Annotated in this window: 12 protein-coding genes; 6 read left to right on the top strand and 6 right to left on the bottom strand. The window is 72.7% G+C overall.

The annotated features are described in order from the left end of the window. Positions 1-17: 17 nt before the first annotated feature. Positions 18-1,493 carry a S10 family peptidase gene (locus tag AC27IY_RS29515; protein WP_487179895.1) on the bottom strand — a complete coding sequence of 492 codons (1,476 nt, stop codon included), beginning with the start codon at positions 1,491-1,493 and terminating at the stop codon, positions 18-20. Positions 1,494-1,606: 113 nt separating this feature from the next. Between AC27IY_RS29515 and AC27IY_RS29510 the strand changes: the two genes are divergently transcribed. The 3 genes from AC27IY_RS29510 to AC27IY_RS29500 are packed head-to-tail and all read left to right on the top strand — an operon-like array spanning position 1,607 to position 5,435. After that, the gene (locus tag AC27IY_RS29510) at positions 1,607-3,034 is read left to right on the top strand and encodes a S10 family serine carboxypeptidase-like protein (RefSeq protein ID WP_487179894.1); all 1,428 of its coding nucleotides are present in this window, start codon (positions 1,607-1,609) and stop codon (positions 3,032-3,034) included. Positions 3,035-3,036: 2 nt separating this feature from the next. Beyond that, a complete protein-coding gene (locus AC27IY_RS29505; RefSeq protein WP_487179893.1) occupies positions 3,037-4,239 on the top strand; it encodes an amidohydrolase family protein in 1,203 nt (400 codons plus the stop codon). Further along, complete coding sequence (locus AC27IY_RS29500) at positions 4,236-5,435, top strand: M20 metallopeptidase family protein (RefSeq protein ID WP_487179892.1); 1,200 nt, start codon at positions 4,236-4,238, stop codon at positions 5,433-5,435. The genes AC27IY_RS29505 and AC27IY_RS29500 overlap by 4 nt, the downstream gene beginning before the upstream one ends. Before the next feature lie 31 nt (positions 5,436-5,466). Here the strand turns inward: AC27IY_RS29500 and hisC are convergent, their stop codons facing one another. Next, on the bottom strand, positions 5,467-6,537 hold the full coding sequence (gene hisC, locus AC27IY_RS29495) for a histidinol-phosphate transaminase (RefSeq protein ID WP_423477720.1): 1,071 nt from the start codon (positions 6,535-6,537) through the stop codon (positions 5,467-5,469). A 114-nt stretch (positions 6,538-6,651) separates the two neighbouring features. Then, entirely contained in the window at positions 6,652-7,377 is a 726-nt protein-coding gene (locus AC27IY_RS29490; RefSeq protein WP_364459378.1) for a FadR/GntR family transcriptional regulator, read from the bottom strand. Positions 7,378-7,537: 160 nt separating this feature from the next. Here AC27IY_RS29490 and AC27IY_RS29485 point away from each other — a divergent pair, with 160 nt between their 5' ends. Genes AC27IY_RS29485 through AC27IY_RS29475 form a run of 3 tightly spaced genes read left to right on the top strand, consistent with a single transcriptional unit; the run spans position 7,538 to position 11,367 of the window. After that, positions 7,538-9,175 carry a thiamine pyrophosphate-dependent enzyme gene (locus AC27IY_RS29485; RefSeq protein WP_487179891.1) on the top strand — a complete coding sequence of 546 codons (1,638 nt, stop codon included), beginning with the start codon at positions 7,538-7,540 and terminating at the stop codon, positions 9,173-9,175. Continuing rightward, entirely contained in the window at positions 9,172-10,602 is a 1,431-nt protein-coding gene (locus AC27IY_RS29480) for an aldehyde dehydrogenase family protein (RefSeq protein WP_487179890.1), read from the top strand. The genes AC27IY_RS29485 and AC27IY_RS29480 overlap by 4 nt, the downstream gene beginning before the upstream one ends. Before the next feature lie 48 nt (positions 10,603-10,650). Continuing rightward, the gene (locus AC27IY_RS29475) at positions 10,651-11,367 is read left to right on the top strand and encodes a FadR/GntR family transcriptional regulator (RefSeq protein WP_423451221.1); all 717 of its coding nucleotides are present in this window, start codon (positions 10,651-10,653) and stop codon (positions 11,365-11,367) included. On the opposite strand, the gene AC27IY_RS29470 is transcribed toward AC27IY_RS29475, so the two are convergent. From AC27IY_RS29470 to AC27IY_RS29460, 3 genes are read right to left on the bottom strand one after another with little or no spacing between them, the layout of a single operon-like run. Continuing rightward, positions 11,334-11,864, bottom strand: a complete 531-nt coding sequence (locus tag AC27IY_RS29470) for a hypothetical protein (protein WP_487179889.1) — start codon at positions 11,862-11,864, stop codon at positions 11,334-11,336. The genes AC27IY_RS29475 and AC27IY_RS29470 overlap by 34 nt on opposite strands. Continuing rightward, positions 11,857-13,098 (bottom strand): Rieske 2Fe-2S domain-containing protein, encoded by a 1,242-nt coding sequence (locus tag AC27IY_RS29465; RefSeq protein WP_487179888.1) that lies wholly within the window; start codon positions 13,096-13,098, stop codon positions 11,857-11,859. Before AC27IY_RS29465 ends, AC27IY_RS29470 begins: the two co-directional genes overlap by 8 nt. After that, a complete protein-coding gene (locus AC27IY_RS29460) occupies positions 13,091-14,074 on the bottom strand; it encodes a PDR/VanB family oxidoreductase (protein WP_487179887.1) in 984 nt (327 codons plus the stop codon). The genes AC27IY_RS29465 and AC27IY_RS29460 overlap by 8 nt, the downstream gene beginning before the upstream one ends. Positions 14,075-14,159 lie beyond the last annotated feature (85 nt).

Below are 14,159 nucleotides of genomic sequence, written 5' to 3'. Positions count from 1 at the left end.
CCGGCCGCGGCACGGCGTCAGGAGGGATCGACCGGCTTGTGGTCGGTCGCGCGGGCGTAGAAGGCCGCGAGGTCGGCCTTCATCCGCGCCACCACGACCTCGTCCACGAACGTCATGTGACCCGACTCGTAGAAGCGGAACTCGACGTTCTCCCGCAGGTGCGGGGCGAGGTAGAGCTTGGCGATGTCCACCTCGGCCCCGAAGAACGGGGTCGCGAGGTCGTAGACGCCGCCCATCACCGCGACCCGCAGGCCGGGGTTGCGGCGCAGCGCCGCCGACAGGTCGAGGCTCACGACGGGCACCGGCATCGGCTCGTCGATGCCGGGGGCCTTGTGGTGCCAGTCCCAGGCGCGGGAGATCACCATGTTGTAGAGGTGGCGGTAGTGCAGCTCGCTGGTCCAGCCGAGGTCGCCGGCGAGGTGTTCCCTGAACGCCGACAGGTGCGCGCTGTTCACGCCGGCGGTCGCCGCGTCGTTGGTGGCGGGGTCGTGCGAGCCGGTGCCGACGACGTACTGGTGGTCGGCCACGAAGCGGGTGTCGAAGCGGCCGACGACCTGTCCCTTGTCGGCGAGGAGGGCGTCGCGGAACGGCTCCATGCCGATCCGGAAGCGGCTGCGGCGTACGAGGTCGGCGTCGAGGCCGGTGAACGCGCTGAACCGCTCGGCGACCGCCTGCTCGCGGTCGGCGGGCAGCCGGTCGCCGAGCTGGAGCGCGGTGGCGTACTCGTCCTGGGCGAACTCGCGCGCCTGCTCCAGCAGGTCGTCGAGGCCGGCCGTGGCGACGCGGGAGCGGCCGTGGTACCAGGCGGTCGCGGCCATCGACGGCAGCAGGTTGATGTGCTCCTGGTCGAGGCCGAGGTGGTTCTCCGCCCAGTTGAGCATCGTGGAGAGCAGGACGACGCCGTTGAAGTCGAGCCCCTGGTTCTGCAGCCGGTGCACGAGCGCGGCCGCCCGGGTCGTCCCGTACGACTCCCCGAAGAGGAAGCGGGGGGCGTTCCAGTTGTTCGTGAGGGTGAGGTAGCGGGTGATCGCCCGGGCGAACATGTCGACGTCCTGGTCGACGCCCCAGACCTCGGCGGCCGGGGTGTCGCCGATCAGCCGCGAGTAGCCGGTGCCGGGGGCGTCGAGGAAGACGAGGTCGCTGAACTCGAGCAGGCTGTGCGGGTTGTCGCCCACGGTGTACGGCGGGGGCGGGGTCGCGGACGGCGTCGCGGTCGGCGTGCGCTTCGGCCCGAACCCGCCGATGTTCAGCCACAGGCTGGCCGAGCCGGGACCGCCGTTGAACAGGAAGGTGACCGGCCGTCTCGGGCCGCCTTCCTGGTGGGGGGCGGAGTACGCGACGTAGAACATGCTCGTCTTCGGGTGCCCGTGGTCGTCACGGACCAGGACGGTTCCCGCGGCCGCGGTGTAGTCGAGCGTGCGCTCGCCGAATCGGATCTGGTGCCGGGTCTCGACGCGCTCCTCCGCGCCGATCTCGGTTCCGGGATCGCTCATCCTGCTCCCATCGGTCTATACGATTTCAATCATTGACTCCCGCAACCGGGGCCTCATATGATCCTAAATCATTATAAACAATTGTGCGATAGTTTCCTCGCGAGGATCAAGAGATGCCCCAGCGCCACACAAGCCGGCACTCCGCGCTGATCGGTGACGCGCCGATCGCGTTCACGGCGGAGGCGGAATGCCTGCCGCTGGCCGACGAGTCCGGGCGCACCCTCGGTGACGCGTGGACGTTCGCGTACGTCAAGGACGCGGCCCCGGAGGATCGCCCGGTTCTCTTCCTCTTCAACGGCGGGCCGGGATGCTCCTCCCTCTGGCTGCACCTCGGCGGCCTCGGCCCCTGGCGCGCGGCGGTGCCCCGCGAGCTCGACGCCGCGCCCGTCGCGAAGGACACGCTGGAGCCGAGCCCCGACACCCTCCTCGCCGTCGCCGACCTGGTGTTCGTCGACCCGATCGAGACCGGTTTCGGGCGGCTCGCCGACGGCGTCGAACCCGCCGCCATCTCGGGCGCCGGACGGGACGCCGCGCTCACCGCGCAGCTCGTACGGTCGTGGCTGGAGCGCCACGACCGCCTCGAATCGCCCGTCTACCTGCTGGGCGAGAGCTACGGCACGATCCGGGCCGCGCTCACCGCGACGGACCTCCTCATCGCCGACGAGCCGGTCGCGGTCGCCGGCGTCGCCATGCTCGGCCAGTGCCTGAACGCGCAGGAGACCACGCAGCGGCCCGGCAACCCCGTCGGCTTCGTCGCCGCGCTCCCGCTGCTCGCCGCCACCGCGTGGTACCACGGCAAGGGCGTCCACGCCGCGCTCGACCTGGACGAGGTGGTGCGGCAGGCGCACGCCTTCGCCGTGACCGAGTACGCCTCGGCGCTGCTCACCGGCGAGATGCCGGACGCGCTCGTCGAGAGGCTGGCGGGCTTCACCGGCCTCGGCGTCGCGGAGCTGCGGGCGCGCCGGCTGCGCGTCGACAAGGAGGAGTTCCGCACGCTGCTCCTGGCCGATCGCGGGCTCGTCCTCGGACTGACCGACGCCCGCTACACCCTGCCCGCCCCGCCCCCCGGCGCGGTCGAGCCCCGGGTCGACGCCACGTCCGTACGGCTCGACCCCGTCTTCTACGCGGCCGCCCGCCGGCTGTTCGCCGAGCACCTGGGCATCCCCCGCGAGTGCCGCTACCGCGTGGCCCGCCCCGCGCACGAGCGCTGGAACTACCTGGAGGACGCCGCCGCCCTGCGCTTCGGCGGCAGCACGATGCCCTCGCCCTTCGCGCTGTTCGACTACCCGGCGCATCTGGCGGCGCTGCTGCGGGCCAACGCCCGCGCGCGCCTGTTCTTCGGCACCGGGCACTTCGACACCCTGACGACCGTCGGCTCGCTCGAACACCTGCTCGCGCAGTACGGCCTTCCGGCCGGGCGCGTGAGCGAGAGCCGCTATCCGGCGGGACACATGATGTACACCGACCCCGGGAGCCTGACCAAGCTCTCGGACGACCTCGGCGCCTTCGTGCGCGGGGGCGACGGCAGCGAAGGGAAGTGAGCATGGCGGAGGTCGCATTCGTCGGCGGACGGGTGGTGACCGGCACCGGCCGCATCGTCGACCGCGGCACGGTCCTGGTGCGGAACGGGGTGATCGAGCGGGTCGACGACGATCCGTACGTGCCCGAAGGCGTCCCCGTCGTCGAGGCGGACGGGCGCTGGGTGCTCCCCGGGTTCGTGGACGCCCACACCCACATCGGCGCCCACGAGGACGGCGAAGGGTCGGCGGGAGCGGACGCCAGCGAGGTCAGCGCGCCCGACATGTCCGCCGTACGGGCCATCGACGCGATCAACATCGACGACCGCGCCTTCCGCGACGCGCTCGCCGGCGGCGTCACCACCGTCGTCGTGAAGCCCGGTTCGGGCAACCCGATCGGCGGGACGAGCGTGGCCATGAAGACCTGGGGCGGCCGGACCGTGGACGAGCAGGTCGTGAAGCACCCGGTCGGCATGAAGTCCGCGCTGGGCGAGAACCCCAAGAACTCCTACGGGGATCGCGGCCAGCTGCCGCGCACCCGGCTCGGCGTCGCGCTCGTCATCCGCCGCGCGCTCGTCGCGGCCGGCGAGTACGCCGCCCGCCGGGCCGCCGCCCAGGAGAAGGGCGAGCTCTTCGCCCGCGACCTCGGCCAGGAGGCGCTGGCCGCCGCGCTGGCGGGCGACCTCGTGTGGGACCAGCACGTCCACCGGCACGACGACATCGCGACCGCGCTGCGGATCGCCGACGAGTTCGGCCTCCGCCTCGTCCTCAACCACGGCACCGAGGCCCACCGGCTCGCCGATCTGCTGGCCGAGCGCGACGTGCCGGTCATCTTCGGCCCCGTGCTCTGCACCCGGGGCAAGGTCGAGACCCGCGAGGCGTCCGTGGACAACCTGGTCACGCTGACCCGGGCCGGCGTGCGCACCGCGATCTGCACCGACCACCCGGTGGTGCCGATCGACGCCCTCGTCATCCAGGCGGCCGTGGCCAGGAGAGCCGGCTTGACCTGGGACGAGGCCATCGCGGCGATCAGCTCTTCGGCGGCCGGGATCGCCGGGCTCGGCGAGCGGGTCGGCGCCCTGGAGCCCGGCCGTGACGGTGACGTCGTGGTGTGGAGCGGCGATCCGCTCGAACTCGGCTCGTCCGTCGAACGCGTGCACATCTCGGGACGCGAGGTCTACCGCGCCGAGGGCGGCGTGCGGGTCGTGGCGGATCGGTGGGGCCGGTGAGCGCGCCGACGCCGGAGTCGCTGCGCGCCGACGCCGCCGAGATCGCCGCGGACCTCGTCGCGCTCCGGCGCCGGCTGCACCGCGAACCCGAGGTGGGCTTCGACCTGCCGCGCACCCAGGCGGCGATCGTCGAGGCGCTCAAGCCGCTCGACCTGGAGATCCGCCTGGGCGAGCGCCTCAGCTCGGTGACCGCCGTGCTGCGCGGCGACCGTCCCGGCCCGTCGGTGCTGCTGCGGGCGGACATGGACGCGCTCGCGATCCACGAGGAGACCGGGCTGGAGTTCGCCTCCGGGAACGGCGCGATGCACGCCTGCGGCCACGATCTGCACGTCGCGGGTCTCGTCGGCGCGGCGCGGCTGCTCGCGGCGCGCCGGTCCGAGCTGCGCGGGTCCGTCGTCCTCATGTTCCAGCCGGGAGAGGAGGCGGGCGGGGGCGCGCCCCTGATGATCGAGGAGGGCGTCCTCGATGCCGCCGGGCAGCGCGTCGAGGCCGCGTACGGCATCCACGTCTTCCCCGGGACGCCCGGCACGTTCTCCACGCGCCCGGCCGCGCTCATGGCCGGCGCGAACGTGCTGCGCGTACGGGTGACCGGCCGCGGCGGGCACGGCTCGCGCCCGCACGAGGCGGTGGACCCGGTGCCGGTGCTCGCGGAGATCGTGCTGGCGTTCCAGACGTACGTGACCCGGCGCGTCCCCGTGTTCGACCCGGTCGTCATCTCGGTGGCCAAGCTCTCGGCCGGCGAGGTGCTGAACGTGATCCCGGAACGGGCGGAGCTCGCCGGAACGGTACGCACGATGTCGAAGGCGTCGTCGGAACGGCTGGCCGTGGAGCTGCCCGCGCTCGCGTCACGGATCGCGGAGGGCCACGGCTGCCGGGCCGAGACGGAGTTCGAGGTCGTGTACCCCGTCACGGTCAACGACGCGGAGTGCGCGGAAGGCGCACTGAGCACGCTGGCCGCGGCCTTCGGGGACGAGCGCGCGCAGCGGCTGGAGTCGCCCGTGATGGCGTCGGAGGACTTCTCGTTCGTGCTCGACGAGGTGCCGGGAGCCTTCGTGTTCCTGGGGGCGACCCCCGCCCACATCGACCCGGAGCGGGCCGAGATGAACCATTCGCCCCGCGCCGAGTTCGACGACGGCGTGCTCGCCGACCAGGCCGTGGCGCTCGCCGCGCTGGCGCTGCGCCACGTAGGGGGCTGAGCCCGCGCCCCGGGAGACCGGGGCGCCGGGGTCAGGACCGCCGCAGCAGCTCCGCGGCCAGGGCGAGGAAGCGGTCGTTCTCCTCGGCCGTGCCGACGGTGACGCGCAGCCCGTCCGTGCCGTACGCCCGCAGGATCACCCCGCGCTCCTCGAACGCGGTGAACCTGGCGGGACCGTCCGGCATGGGCATGAACACGAAGTTGGCCTGGCTGGGCACCGCGGGGACGCCCAGGCGGGCCAGCTCGCCGGTCAGCCTGGCGCGCTCCTCGACGACGTGCGCGACGCGCTGCTTGAGCTCGACGTCGGCCTCCGGGGTCAGCGAGGCGAGGGCGCCGGCCTGGGCCAGGGTGGAGACCGAGAAGCCGACGATCGACTTCCTGATCAGGTCGGCCGTCTCCGGCCTGGTCACGCAGTAGCCCACGCGCAGCCCGGCGAGCCCGTACGCCTTGGAGAAGGTGCGCAGCACGGCGACGTTGGGCCGCTCGGCGACGAGGTCGAGGCCGCACGGCGCGTCCGGGTCGGTGACGAAGTCCCAGTAGGCCTCGTCCAGCACCACCAGCACGTCGTCGGGCAGCGCGTCCAGCAGCCGGTTCAGCTCGGCGCGGGACACGACGGTGCCGGTCGGGTTGTTCGGGTTGCAGACCACGACCATCCGGGTCCGGTCGGTCGCCGCGGCCGCCATCGCGGGCAGGTCGTGGGTGTGGCGGCCGTCGAGCGGCACGGTGACCCCGGTGGCCCCCGCGACCGTGGTGACGATCGGGTAGCTCTCGAAGGCCCGCCACGCGTAGAGGATCTCGTCGCCGGGGCCGGCGATCACCGAGGCCAGCACCTGGAGCAGCGCGCCCGAGCCGTTGTCCACGACCACCTGCGAGGGATCCACGCCGTGCCGGGCCGCCAGCGCCTCGGTCAGGTCCAGGCGGTGGAAGTCGGGGTAGCGGTTCAGCGTCGTGGCGGCCCGCGCGATGGCGTCCAGCACGGACGGCAGGGGCCCGAACGGCATCTCGTTGGAAGAGAGCTTGACCTTGGGACGGCCGGCCGCGGGAGCCCTGCCCGGCTTGTAGGCGACCAACGTGTCGATGGCGGCACGGTGCTTGACGGTCATCTCACTCCTCCTGTGCGCAATAATCAGGTAAATCTATATAATGGTTTCAGCCTTCGCACAACATGCGGAGGGCCGGCGCCCTTCCGGCGCCGGCCCTCCTTCCAGGTTTCGGGGTCAGCGGTCGTCGCGCTCCAGCCCACGGTGGCGCAGCGCCATCGCCTCGGCGCCGCGCTGGTCGCCCCGGATGACCGCTTCGGCCAGGTCCACGTGCACCTGCAGCCGGTCGGCCGAGCCGACGCGGAAGTCCTCGGCGGTGATCGCGGAGGACAGGTCGCCGGTGATGTAGTCGACCAGCCGGATGTACATGGTGCGCAGCAGCACGTTGGGCGAGATCAGGGCGAGCCTGCGGTGCAGGTCCCAGACGCAGCGCTGGGCCTCGGCCGGGTCCGGCCAGGACCGCCGCAGCTGCTCGACCAGCTCGGTCAGCTCGCTGATGTCCTGCTCGGTGCGGTGGGCGGCCGCGTCGAGCGCCACCTCCTGGTCGAGCACGTCCAGGACGGCCAGGCAGTGCTTGGCCGATGCGCCGTCGGCGCCGAGCTGCAGCATGTCGTGGCCGAGCCGCACCAGAGGCGACTGCTCGGCGACGAAGAGGCCGCCGCCGGGCCCCGGCCGCACGTCGAGGACGCCGCGCAGCCGCAGCACGCGGATCGCCTCGGCCAGCGTGGCGGGCGCGACCCCGAACTGCTGGCGCAGCTCGTCCTTGGTGCCCAGGCGGTGGCCCGGGGCGAGGTGGTTGCGGCGGATCGCGTTCTCGAGGCGCTCCACCAGCGTCTCGGCGATCGACGATCGCGCATCGCTGCGATCGAAGGCCACCTGGGTGACCTTGTCTGCGTTGGGCATTCCGGCTTCCCTCTGGACGGCGACCTGTCAACTGTAGATCTTCTGCCGCGCCTGTGGAGTCTCGTCACGCGTCCTGGATCCATGAGAACCATACAAATGGTTGACACTATCCTCCAACTGCCATAACCATATACATGGTTTACCTGATCTAAGGAGCTTCATGGACATGACGGGCGGCGAGGCTCTCGCCCGCTCGCTGGTGGCCAATGGCGTCAGCCAGATATTCGGCATCCCCGGCGTGCAACTCGATCACGCGGCCGACGCGCTTTACCACGCGAGCGATGACATCGCCTTCACCTGTGTGCGCAACGAGCAGGCCGCCACGTACATGGCCGACGGCTACGCCCGCTCCACGGGCCGGCCCGGCGTCGCGATGGTGGTGCCGGGGCCGGGCATGCTCAACGGCCTGGCCGGCCTCGCCACCGCGTACGCCTGCTCGTCCCCGATGCTCTACCTCAGCGGCCAGATCGACTCGGCGGCGCTCGGCAGAGGGCTCGGCGCGCTGCACGAGATCCCCGACCAGAGCGGCATCCTGCGCACCCTCACCAAGTGGAACGGCTTCGCCGCGCGTCCCGGGGACATCCCGGGCCTGGTCCACCGCGCCTTCGCCGAGATGCGTTCCGGGCGGCCCCGCCCGGTCGCCCTGGAGATCCCGCCGGACGTGCTCGCCGCGCGGGCCGACGTGCGGATTCCCGGCGCCGCCGAGGCCGCTCCCGTCGTGCCGGACCACAAGCTGATCGACGGCGTCGCCGAGCTGCTCCGCGGCTCCCGCCGGCCGCTCATCTACGCGGGCGGCGGCGTGATCGCCGCCGGCGCCTCGGAGGAGCTGCGCGAGCTGGCGGAGATCCTCCAGGCGCCGGTCGTGGTGAGCGAGAACGGCCGCGGCGCCATCTCGGCCCGGCATCCGCTCGCGTTCGACGCGCTCGCGTTCCGGCGGCTGCGCGAGGACGCCGACGTGGTGCTCGCGGTCGGCACCCGGTTCGTGACCGCGTTCAGCTCCCAGGTGAACACGGCGGGGGCCCGGCTGGTCCTGATCAACGCCGAGGCCGCCGACCTCGGCGAGCCCCGCACCCCCGACCTCGCCGTGCACGGCGACGCCCGGCTGGCCCTCGCGGCGCTGGCCGAGGAGCTGCGCGGGGTGGAGCGCGAGTCCCGTACGGCCGAGTTCGCGGCGGCGCGGGAGTGGCTGGAGGAGCAGTACGCCGACATCGAGCCGCAGCGGGCCTACCTGCGGGCGATCCGCGCCGCGCTGCCGGACGACGGCGTGCTGGTCAGCGAGCTGACCCAGGTCGGCTACGCGGCCAACGCCTGCTATCCGACCTATCGGCCGCGTACGTACCTGACGCCCGGCTACCAGGGCACGCTCGGCTACGGCTTCGCCACCGCGCTCGGCGTCAAGGCGGCCGACCCGGACCGGCCGGTCGTCTCCATCACCGGCGACGGCGGCTTCTCCTGGACGCTCCAGGAGCTCTCCACCGCCAAGAAGTACGGCCTGGCCACGGTGACGGTGGTCTTCCACGACGGCTTCTTCGGCAACGTCCGGCGGATCCAGCGCAACCGCTTCGGCGCCCGCTACTTCGCCAGCGACCTGGTCAACCCCGACTACGCCAAGCTCGCCGACGCCTTCGGCGTGGCCGCCGCCCGGGCGAACGGCCCCGAGGAGCTGGAGACGGTGCTGAAGGAGGCGCTGGCCGCCGGTGAGCCGGTGCTCGTGGAGGCGCCCGTCGGCGAGTTCCCCGGACCCTGGCACCTGATCCACGAGGGCGTGCCGCGTCCCGTACCGCAGGAGCAGTCATGATCGAGCGCGACGACCTGCTGATCGGCGGCGAGTGGGTGGCCGCGCGCGGCGACGCCCGGCCGATCGAGGTGATCGACCCGGCCACCGGCCAGCTGGCGGGACGCGTGCCGGTCGCCTCGGCCGAGGACGTCGACGCCGCGGTCAGGGCCGCCGCGGCGGCGTTCCCCGCCTGGTCCCAGGTCCCCTGGACGGAGCGGATCGCCCTGGTCGAGCGGATCAGGGCCGGCGTCGAGGAGCGGCGGGAGGAGCTGGCCGGGCTGCTCACGCTCCAGATGGGGACCCCGATCACGTTCGCCAGGCAGGCGCAGCTCGGCGTCGCGCTGGCCGACCTCGACGAGATCGTCAAGGCCGGCCGCGCCTACGCGGCCGAGGAGGTCGTCGGCGGCGCTCTCGTGCTGCGCGAGCCGGCCGGCGTGGTCGCCGCGATCACGCCGTGGAACTTCCCGCTGCACCAGATCGCGCTCAAGGTGGGCGCGGCCCTGGTGGCGGGCTGCACGGTGGTGCTGAAGCCGAGCGAGCTGACCCCGCTGGACGCCTACGTCTTCGCCGAGATCGTGCAGGCGGCGGGCGCGCCCGCCGGCGTGTTCAACCTGCTGCCGGGCGACGGCCCCGGCACCGGGGAGTCGCTGGTCACGCATCCCCTGGTGGACGTGGTGACCCTCACCGGGTCCGTACGGGCGGGAGCACGGGTGGCCGAGCTGGCCGCCCCCACGATCAAGAAGGTCACCCTGGAGCTCGGCGGCAAGTCGGCCGGCATCGTGCTCGACGACGCCGACCTCCAGTCCGTCATTCCGCAGGCGGTCGGCGGGTGCTTCGCGAACGCGGGGCAGATCTGCGCCGCGCTGACCCGGCTGCTCGTCCCCGCGCACCTGCTCGGCGAGGTCGAGCGGCTGGCGATCGAGGCGGCGTCCGGGTGGGTGCCGGGACCGCCGTCCGACCCCGCGACCAGGCTCGGCCCGCAGGCGTCGCGGCGGCAGCAGGGGATCGTCCAGGACTACATCCGCGCCGGCCGCGCGGAAGGCGCGCGGCTCATCGCGGGCGGCGAGGAGGCGGAGGGGCCGGGCGCGTACGTCACCCCGACGATCTTCTCGGACGTGCGCCCGGAGATGACGATCGCCCGCGAGGAGATCTTCGGCCCGGTCCTGTCGATCATGAGCTACGCCACGGAGGACGAGGCGGTCGCCATCGCCAACGACTCCGACTACGGCCTGTCGGGCGGCGTGTGGTCGAGCGACCCGGCGCGGGCCCTGGCGGTGGCCCGCCGCCTGCGTACGGGGATGGTGAGCATCAACGGCGCGGGGCTCAACGTCGCGGCGCCCTTCGGCGGCTACAAGCGCTCGGGCGTCGGCCGGGAGGGCGGCCGCTACGGCATCGAGGAGTTCCTGGAGACCAAGACGGTGGTCGGCCTGCCCGGAGGAACCGGCTGAACCACCCGTGCTGCCCGGGTGCCGCCGGCCTGAGATACTGGAGGCACCATGTCTGTCGCACGAGCTGTTCCCCGCCGCCGCTCGGCCGTCGACGCCGTCGCCTCCGAGATCGAGGACGGCATCGTCGAGGGGCGGCTCCGCGTGGGCAGCCGGCTCGGCACCCGCACCGAGCTGGCCGGCAAATACGGCGTGGCGCCGGCGACCGTCGCCGAGGCGGTGCGCGTCCTTGAGGCCAAGGGCCTGATCACGACGCGCACCGGCCCCCAGGGCGGCGTCTTCGTCGCCCAGCCCACGGCGCAGGCCGTGATCGGCAACGGGTTCCTCAACCTCCAGGACGTGACGAGCACCGCGATCGACTGCGTCCGCGTGATCGACGCCCTGGAGCCCGCCGTCGCGCAGGCGGCGGCCGAGCACCGTTCCGAGGCCGACGTCGAAGACCTCGGCCGGCTGCTCGACGAGCTGCGGGCGACCTGGAGCGACCGGGTGGCCGGGCTGCGCGCCAACTGGCGGCTGCACCGCCGGATCGCGGAGATCGTCCCCAACCCGGTGCTGAAGACGGTCTATCTCAGCCTGCTGGCCTACGTCGAGTCGCACGACGACTTCTACGTCGCCGACGACGGCATCCCGCCCAACTCCCGGGTCCGGCTGGAGATCCACGAGGAGCTGGTCGGGGCCATCGTCTCGGGCGACCGGGCCGCCACGGCGGAGGCCGTCCGGCGTCACCAGACCGTCTACGACGACTTCCTGGTCGTCGAGGCCCCGTGAGCTGAGACCGCCTCGTCGATCGCGGCGAGGTCGAGTCCCACGAGGCCCCGTTCCGGGTCGACCCGGACGACGACGCCGCCCGGGTCGTCGGGCAGCGGGGTCAGGTCCACCACCGGGTCGTCGATCCACACCCAGGGCCGGTCGCCGGCGTACTGCCGGATGGCGGCCAGCTTGTCGAACTGCACCGGCAGATAGGGCCACGGCGTGGCGGGCAGCCCGAGCACGCCGGCCAGCGCGACATGCGCGTTCGGCCCCCACTCCGACGCCCAGACGACGCTGTAGCGGCTCGCGAGGTGGGCGACGGCCTCGCGGGTGCCCTCGGGCACCCGCAGGTCGCGCGTCCACTTCCCGCGCGCGGAGAGACGCACCAGCCGGGCGGGGACGCGCGCCGCGCCTTCGAGGACGACGACGCCGTCCACGCCGAGCACGGCCAGCGGCGTATCGGAGGCGACGGCCGCCGGCGTGTACTTCGCCAGCAGCGCGACGGAGCTAGGCATCGACGAGCCCCTCCGCCACCGCTTCCTCCTCGTCGAGGAAGAAGTTGCCACCGGTGATGGTGACCACCTCGTCGGCGGGGTCGCGGATCACGCCGATCGGGTCCTGACCGGCGGCGACGGCGCGGACCTGCTTGGCCATCAGCCGGCGCAGCATCGCCACGCCCTGGTCGGTGGTGGTGAGGTGGTCCTCGGAGTGCAGCGAGATCGGCCCCTGGCTCTTCTGCGCCTCGTAGTCGCCCGGCATGCGCCGGTGCTCCTCCTCGGTGAGCTCGGCCCACCGCTTGCCGCCGAAGGTGGAGCGGAGCTTGCCCAGGAAGTCGGGGTCCTCGTGGACCGCGAGGGTGAAGATGCGGAACGTGGTGTCGTCCTCGGGCACCACCCACCCGATGAGGTTGGTCTGGCCGGGCGTGAGCCGGGGGCTGGGCACGACGCGCAGGTTGGGGAACATGACCTCGGTCCGCCGGCGCAGCGCCCTCCTGCCGTCGAGCACCCTGATCTGGGTGGAGCTGACCCCGACCGGGGTGTACTCGAACGTGACCTCGGGGATCACGCCCATCTCGGGGGTGAACTGCTCACCGCTGAACCGGGCGTGCAGGATCGGCACGTGGAACGGGTCCATCACGTTCTCCCAGTGCTGCAGCCAGTTGAAGTCCAGCACCTCCGGCCCGCCGCCGCCCACGCCCGCGTCGTTGACGATGAGGTGCCGGGCCTCGGGGACGTCCTCGAAGACGTCGTAACGCGGCAGGACGGGCTTCTTGTCCGCGGGGCCCATGTAGGCCCACACCAGCCCGTACCGCTCCTGCACGGGGTACCAGGGCTGACGGACCTTGTCGCGGTGGCGGCCGAGGTCGGGCTCGCACGGCTGCTCCAGGCAGTGGCCCTGCGGGTCGAAGAGCCAGCCGTGGTAGCAGCAGCGGATGCCGTCCTCCTCCACGCCGCCGTAGTAGAGCGAGGCGCCGCGGTGGATGCAGCGCGGGTGCAGCAGGGAGGGCACGCCGCGGCCGGTGCGGAAGAGGATGAGCTCCTCGCCCAGCACCTTGACCCGGCGCGGGGTGGTGGTGACCTTCTCCGCCTTCGAGATCGGGTGCCAGTAGCGGCGCAGCACCTCGCCGAACGGCGTGCCGGGGCCGACCTGGGCGAGATCGTTCAGCGGGCCGCCGAGTCTCAGCCCGTACGCGGTCCCCGTGTCGGCGGCGGGGGTCGTCATCGCATCAGACGTCATCGCATCAGACATCGAGTTCCAGCTCCTCTGTCAGGGCCCGCGAGACGCAGACCAGCATCGTTTCGTTCGCCTGCTTCTCGGCGTCGGTGAGGATCGAGTCGCGGTGCTCGACCGCGCCGCTCAGCACGGGCAGCTCGCAGGTGCCGCAGACGCCCTCGCGGCAGGAGGACGGCACCTCGACGCCGGCGGTCGCGAGGGCGTCGAGGATCGACTGCTCGGGCTCGACCGTGACGGCCCGCTGCGAGCGCGCGCACCGCACCACGAAGGCTCCCTGGCGCTTCGGCGCGCTCAGCGTCTTGGCCTGGAAGCGCTCGACCCTGACCTCGCGCCCGAGGTCGCGGGCGTGCCGCTCCACCTCGGTCAGCATGCGTTCGGGGCCGCAGCAGTAGACCGCGGCCGACGGGTCCGCGCTCGCCACGGCGTCACGCAGGTCGAGGCGCTGTCCCTCGTCCGAGAGGCACAGCCGGACGGTCCCGGTGCCGCCGCCGAGCTCGTCGCGGAACGGTACGGACCGGCGCGAACGGGCGGCGAGGTGCAGGACCCAGGGCCTTCCCTCGGCGGTGGCCCGCCGCATCATCGGCAGCAGCGGGGTGACGCCGATGCCGCCCGCCAGGAAGACGTAGCGGGGGGCGTCGACGAAGGGGAAGGTGCTGCGCGGCGCGCTCACCTTGAGCAGCTCGCCGATCCGCAGCCGCTCGTGCACGTGCTTCGAGCCGCCGCGGCCGTCCTGCTGAAGGGCGACGGTGATCCGGTAGGCCGAGCCGTCGTCGGGGTCGCCGCTGAGCGAGTACTGCCGGACCAGGCCCGGCGCCAGCTCGACGTCGAGGTGCGCGCCCGGCGTCCAGGCGGGCAGAGCCGCGCCGTCGTCCGCGCCCAGCACGACGGAGACGATCCCGGCCGCCTCCCAGTGCAGGGTCACGACGCGAAGCGTCAGGTACGGCGCCTCGGCCCGGGTGTCCAGCGGCCGGTCGAGTTGCGTCGCGGTCATCAAAGCGGCTCCCCTCCTGCAAGTAGCGAGAGACGATACTGCATATTAAACATGTTTAATAGGTTCCATAGGGGTGCGAAATCGT

This window comes from Nonomuraea sp. B208 (assembly GCF_057536035.1).
The sequence above is the reverse complement of the archived record's forward strand: the minus strand, read 5'-3'. Positions and strand labels throughout refer to the sequence as shown.

What these genes read in the sequence shown, in the direction of transcription:
- AC27IY_RS29505 (WP_487179893.1), top strand. Translation starts at nt 3,037, where the DNA reads ATGGCGGAGGTCGCATTCGTCGGCGGACGGGTGGTGACCGGCACCGGC.
- AC27IY_RS29465 (WP_487179888.1), bottom strand. Translation starts at nt 13,098, where the DNA reads ATGTCTGATGCGATGACGTCTGATGCGATGACGACCCCCGCCGCCGAC.
- hisC (WP_423477720.1), bottom strand. Translation starts at nt 6,537, where the DNA reads ATGACCGTCAAGCACCGTGCCGCCATCGACACGTTGGTCGCCTACAAG.
- AC27IY_RS29480 (WP_487179890.1), top strand. Translation starts at nt 9,172, where the DNA reads ATGATCGAGCGCGACGACCTGCTGATCGGCGGCGAGTGGGTGGCCGCG.
- AC27IY_RS29470 (WP_487179889.1), bottom strand. Translation starts at nt 11,864, where the DNA reads ATGCCTAGCTCCGTCGCGCTGCTGGCGAAGTACACGCCGGCGGCCGTC.
- AC27IY_RS29510 (WP_487179894.1), top strand. Translation starts at nt 1,607, where the DNA reads ATGCCCCAGCGCCACACAAGCCGGCACTCCGCGCTGATCGGTGACGCG.
- AC27IY_RS29475 (WP_423451221.1), top strand. Translation starts at nt 10,651, where the DNA reads ATGTCTGTCGCACGAGCTGTTCCCCGCCGCCGCTCGGCCGTCGACGCC.
- AC27IY_RS29490 (WP_364459378.1), bottom strand. Translation starts at nt 7,377, where the DNA reads ATGCCCAACGCAGACAAGGTCACCCAGGTGGCCTTCGATCGCAGCGAT.
- AC27IY_RS29515 (WP_487179895.1), bottom strand. Translation starts at nt 1,493, where the DNA reads ATGAGCGATCCCGGAACCGAGATCGGCGCGGAGGAGCGCGTCGAGACC.
- AC27IY_RS29485 (WP_487179891.1), top strand. Translation starts at nt 7,538, where the DNA reads ATGGACATGACGGGCGGCGAGGCTCTCGCCCGCTCGCTGGTGGCCAAT.
- AC27IY_RS29460 (WP_487179887.1), bottom strand. Translation starts at nt 14,074, where the DNA reads ATGACCGCGACGCAACTCGACCGGCCGCTGGACACCCGGGCCGAGGCG.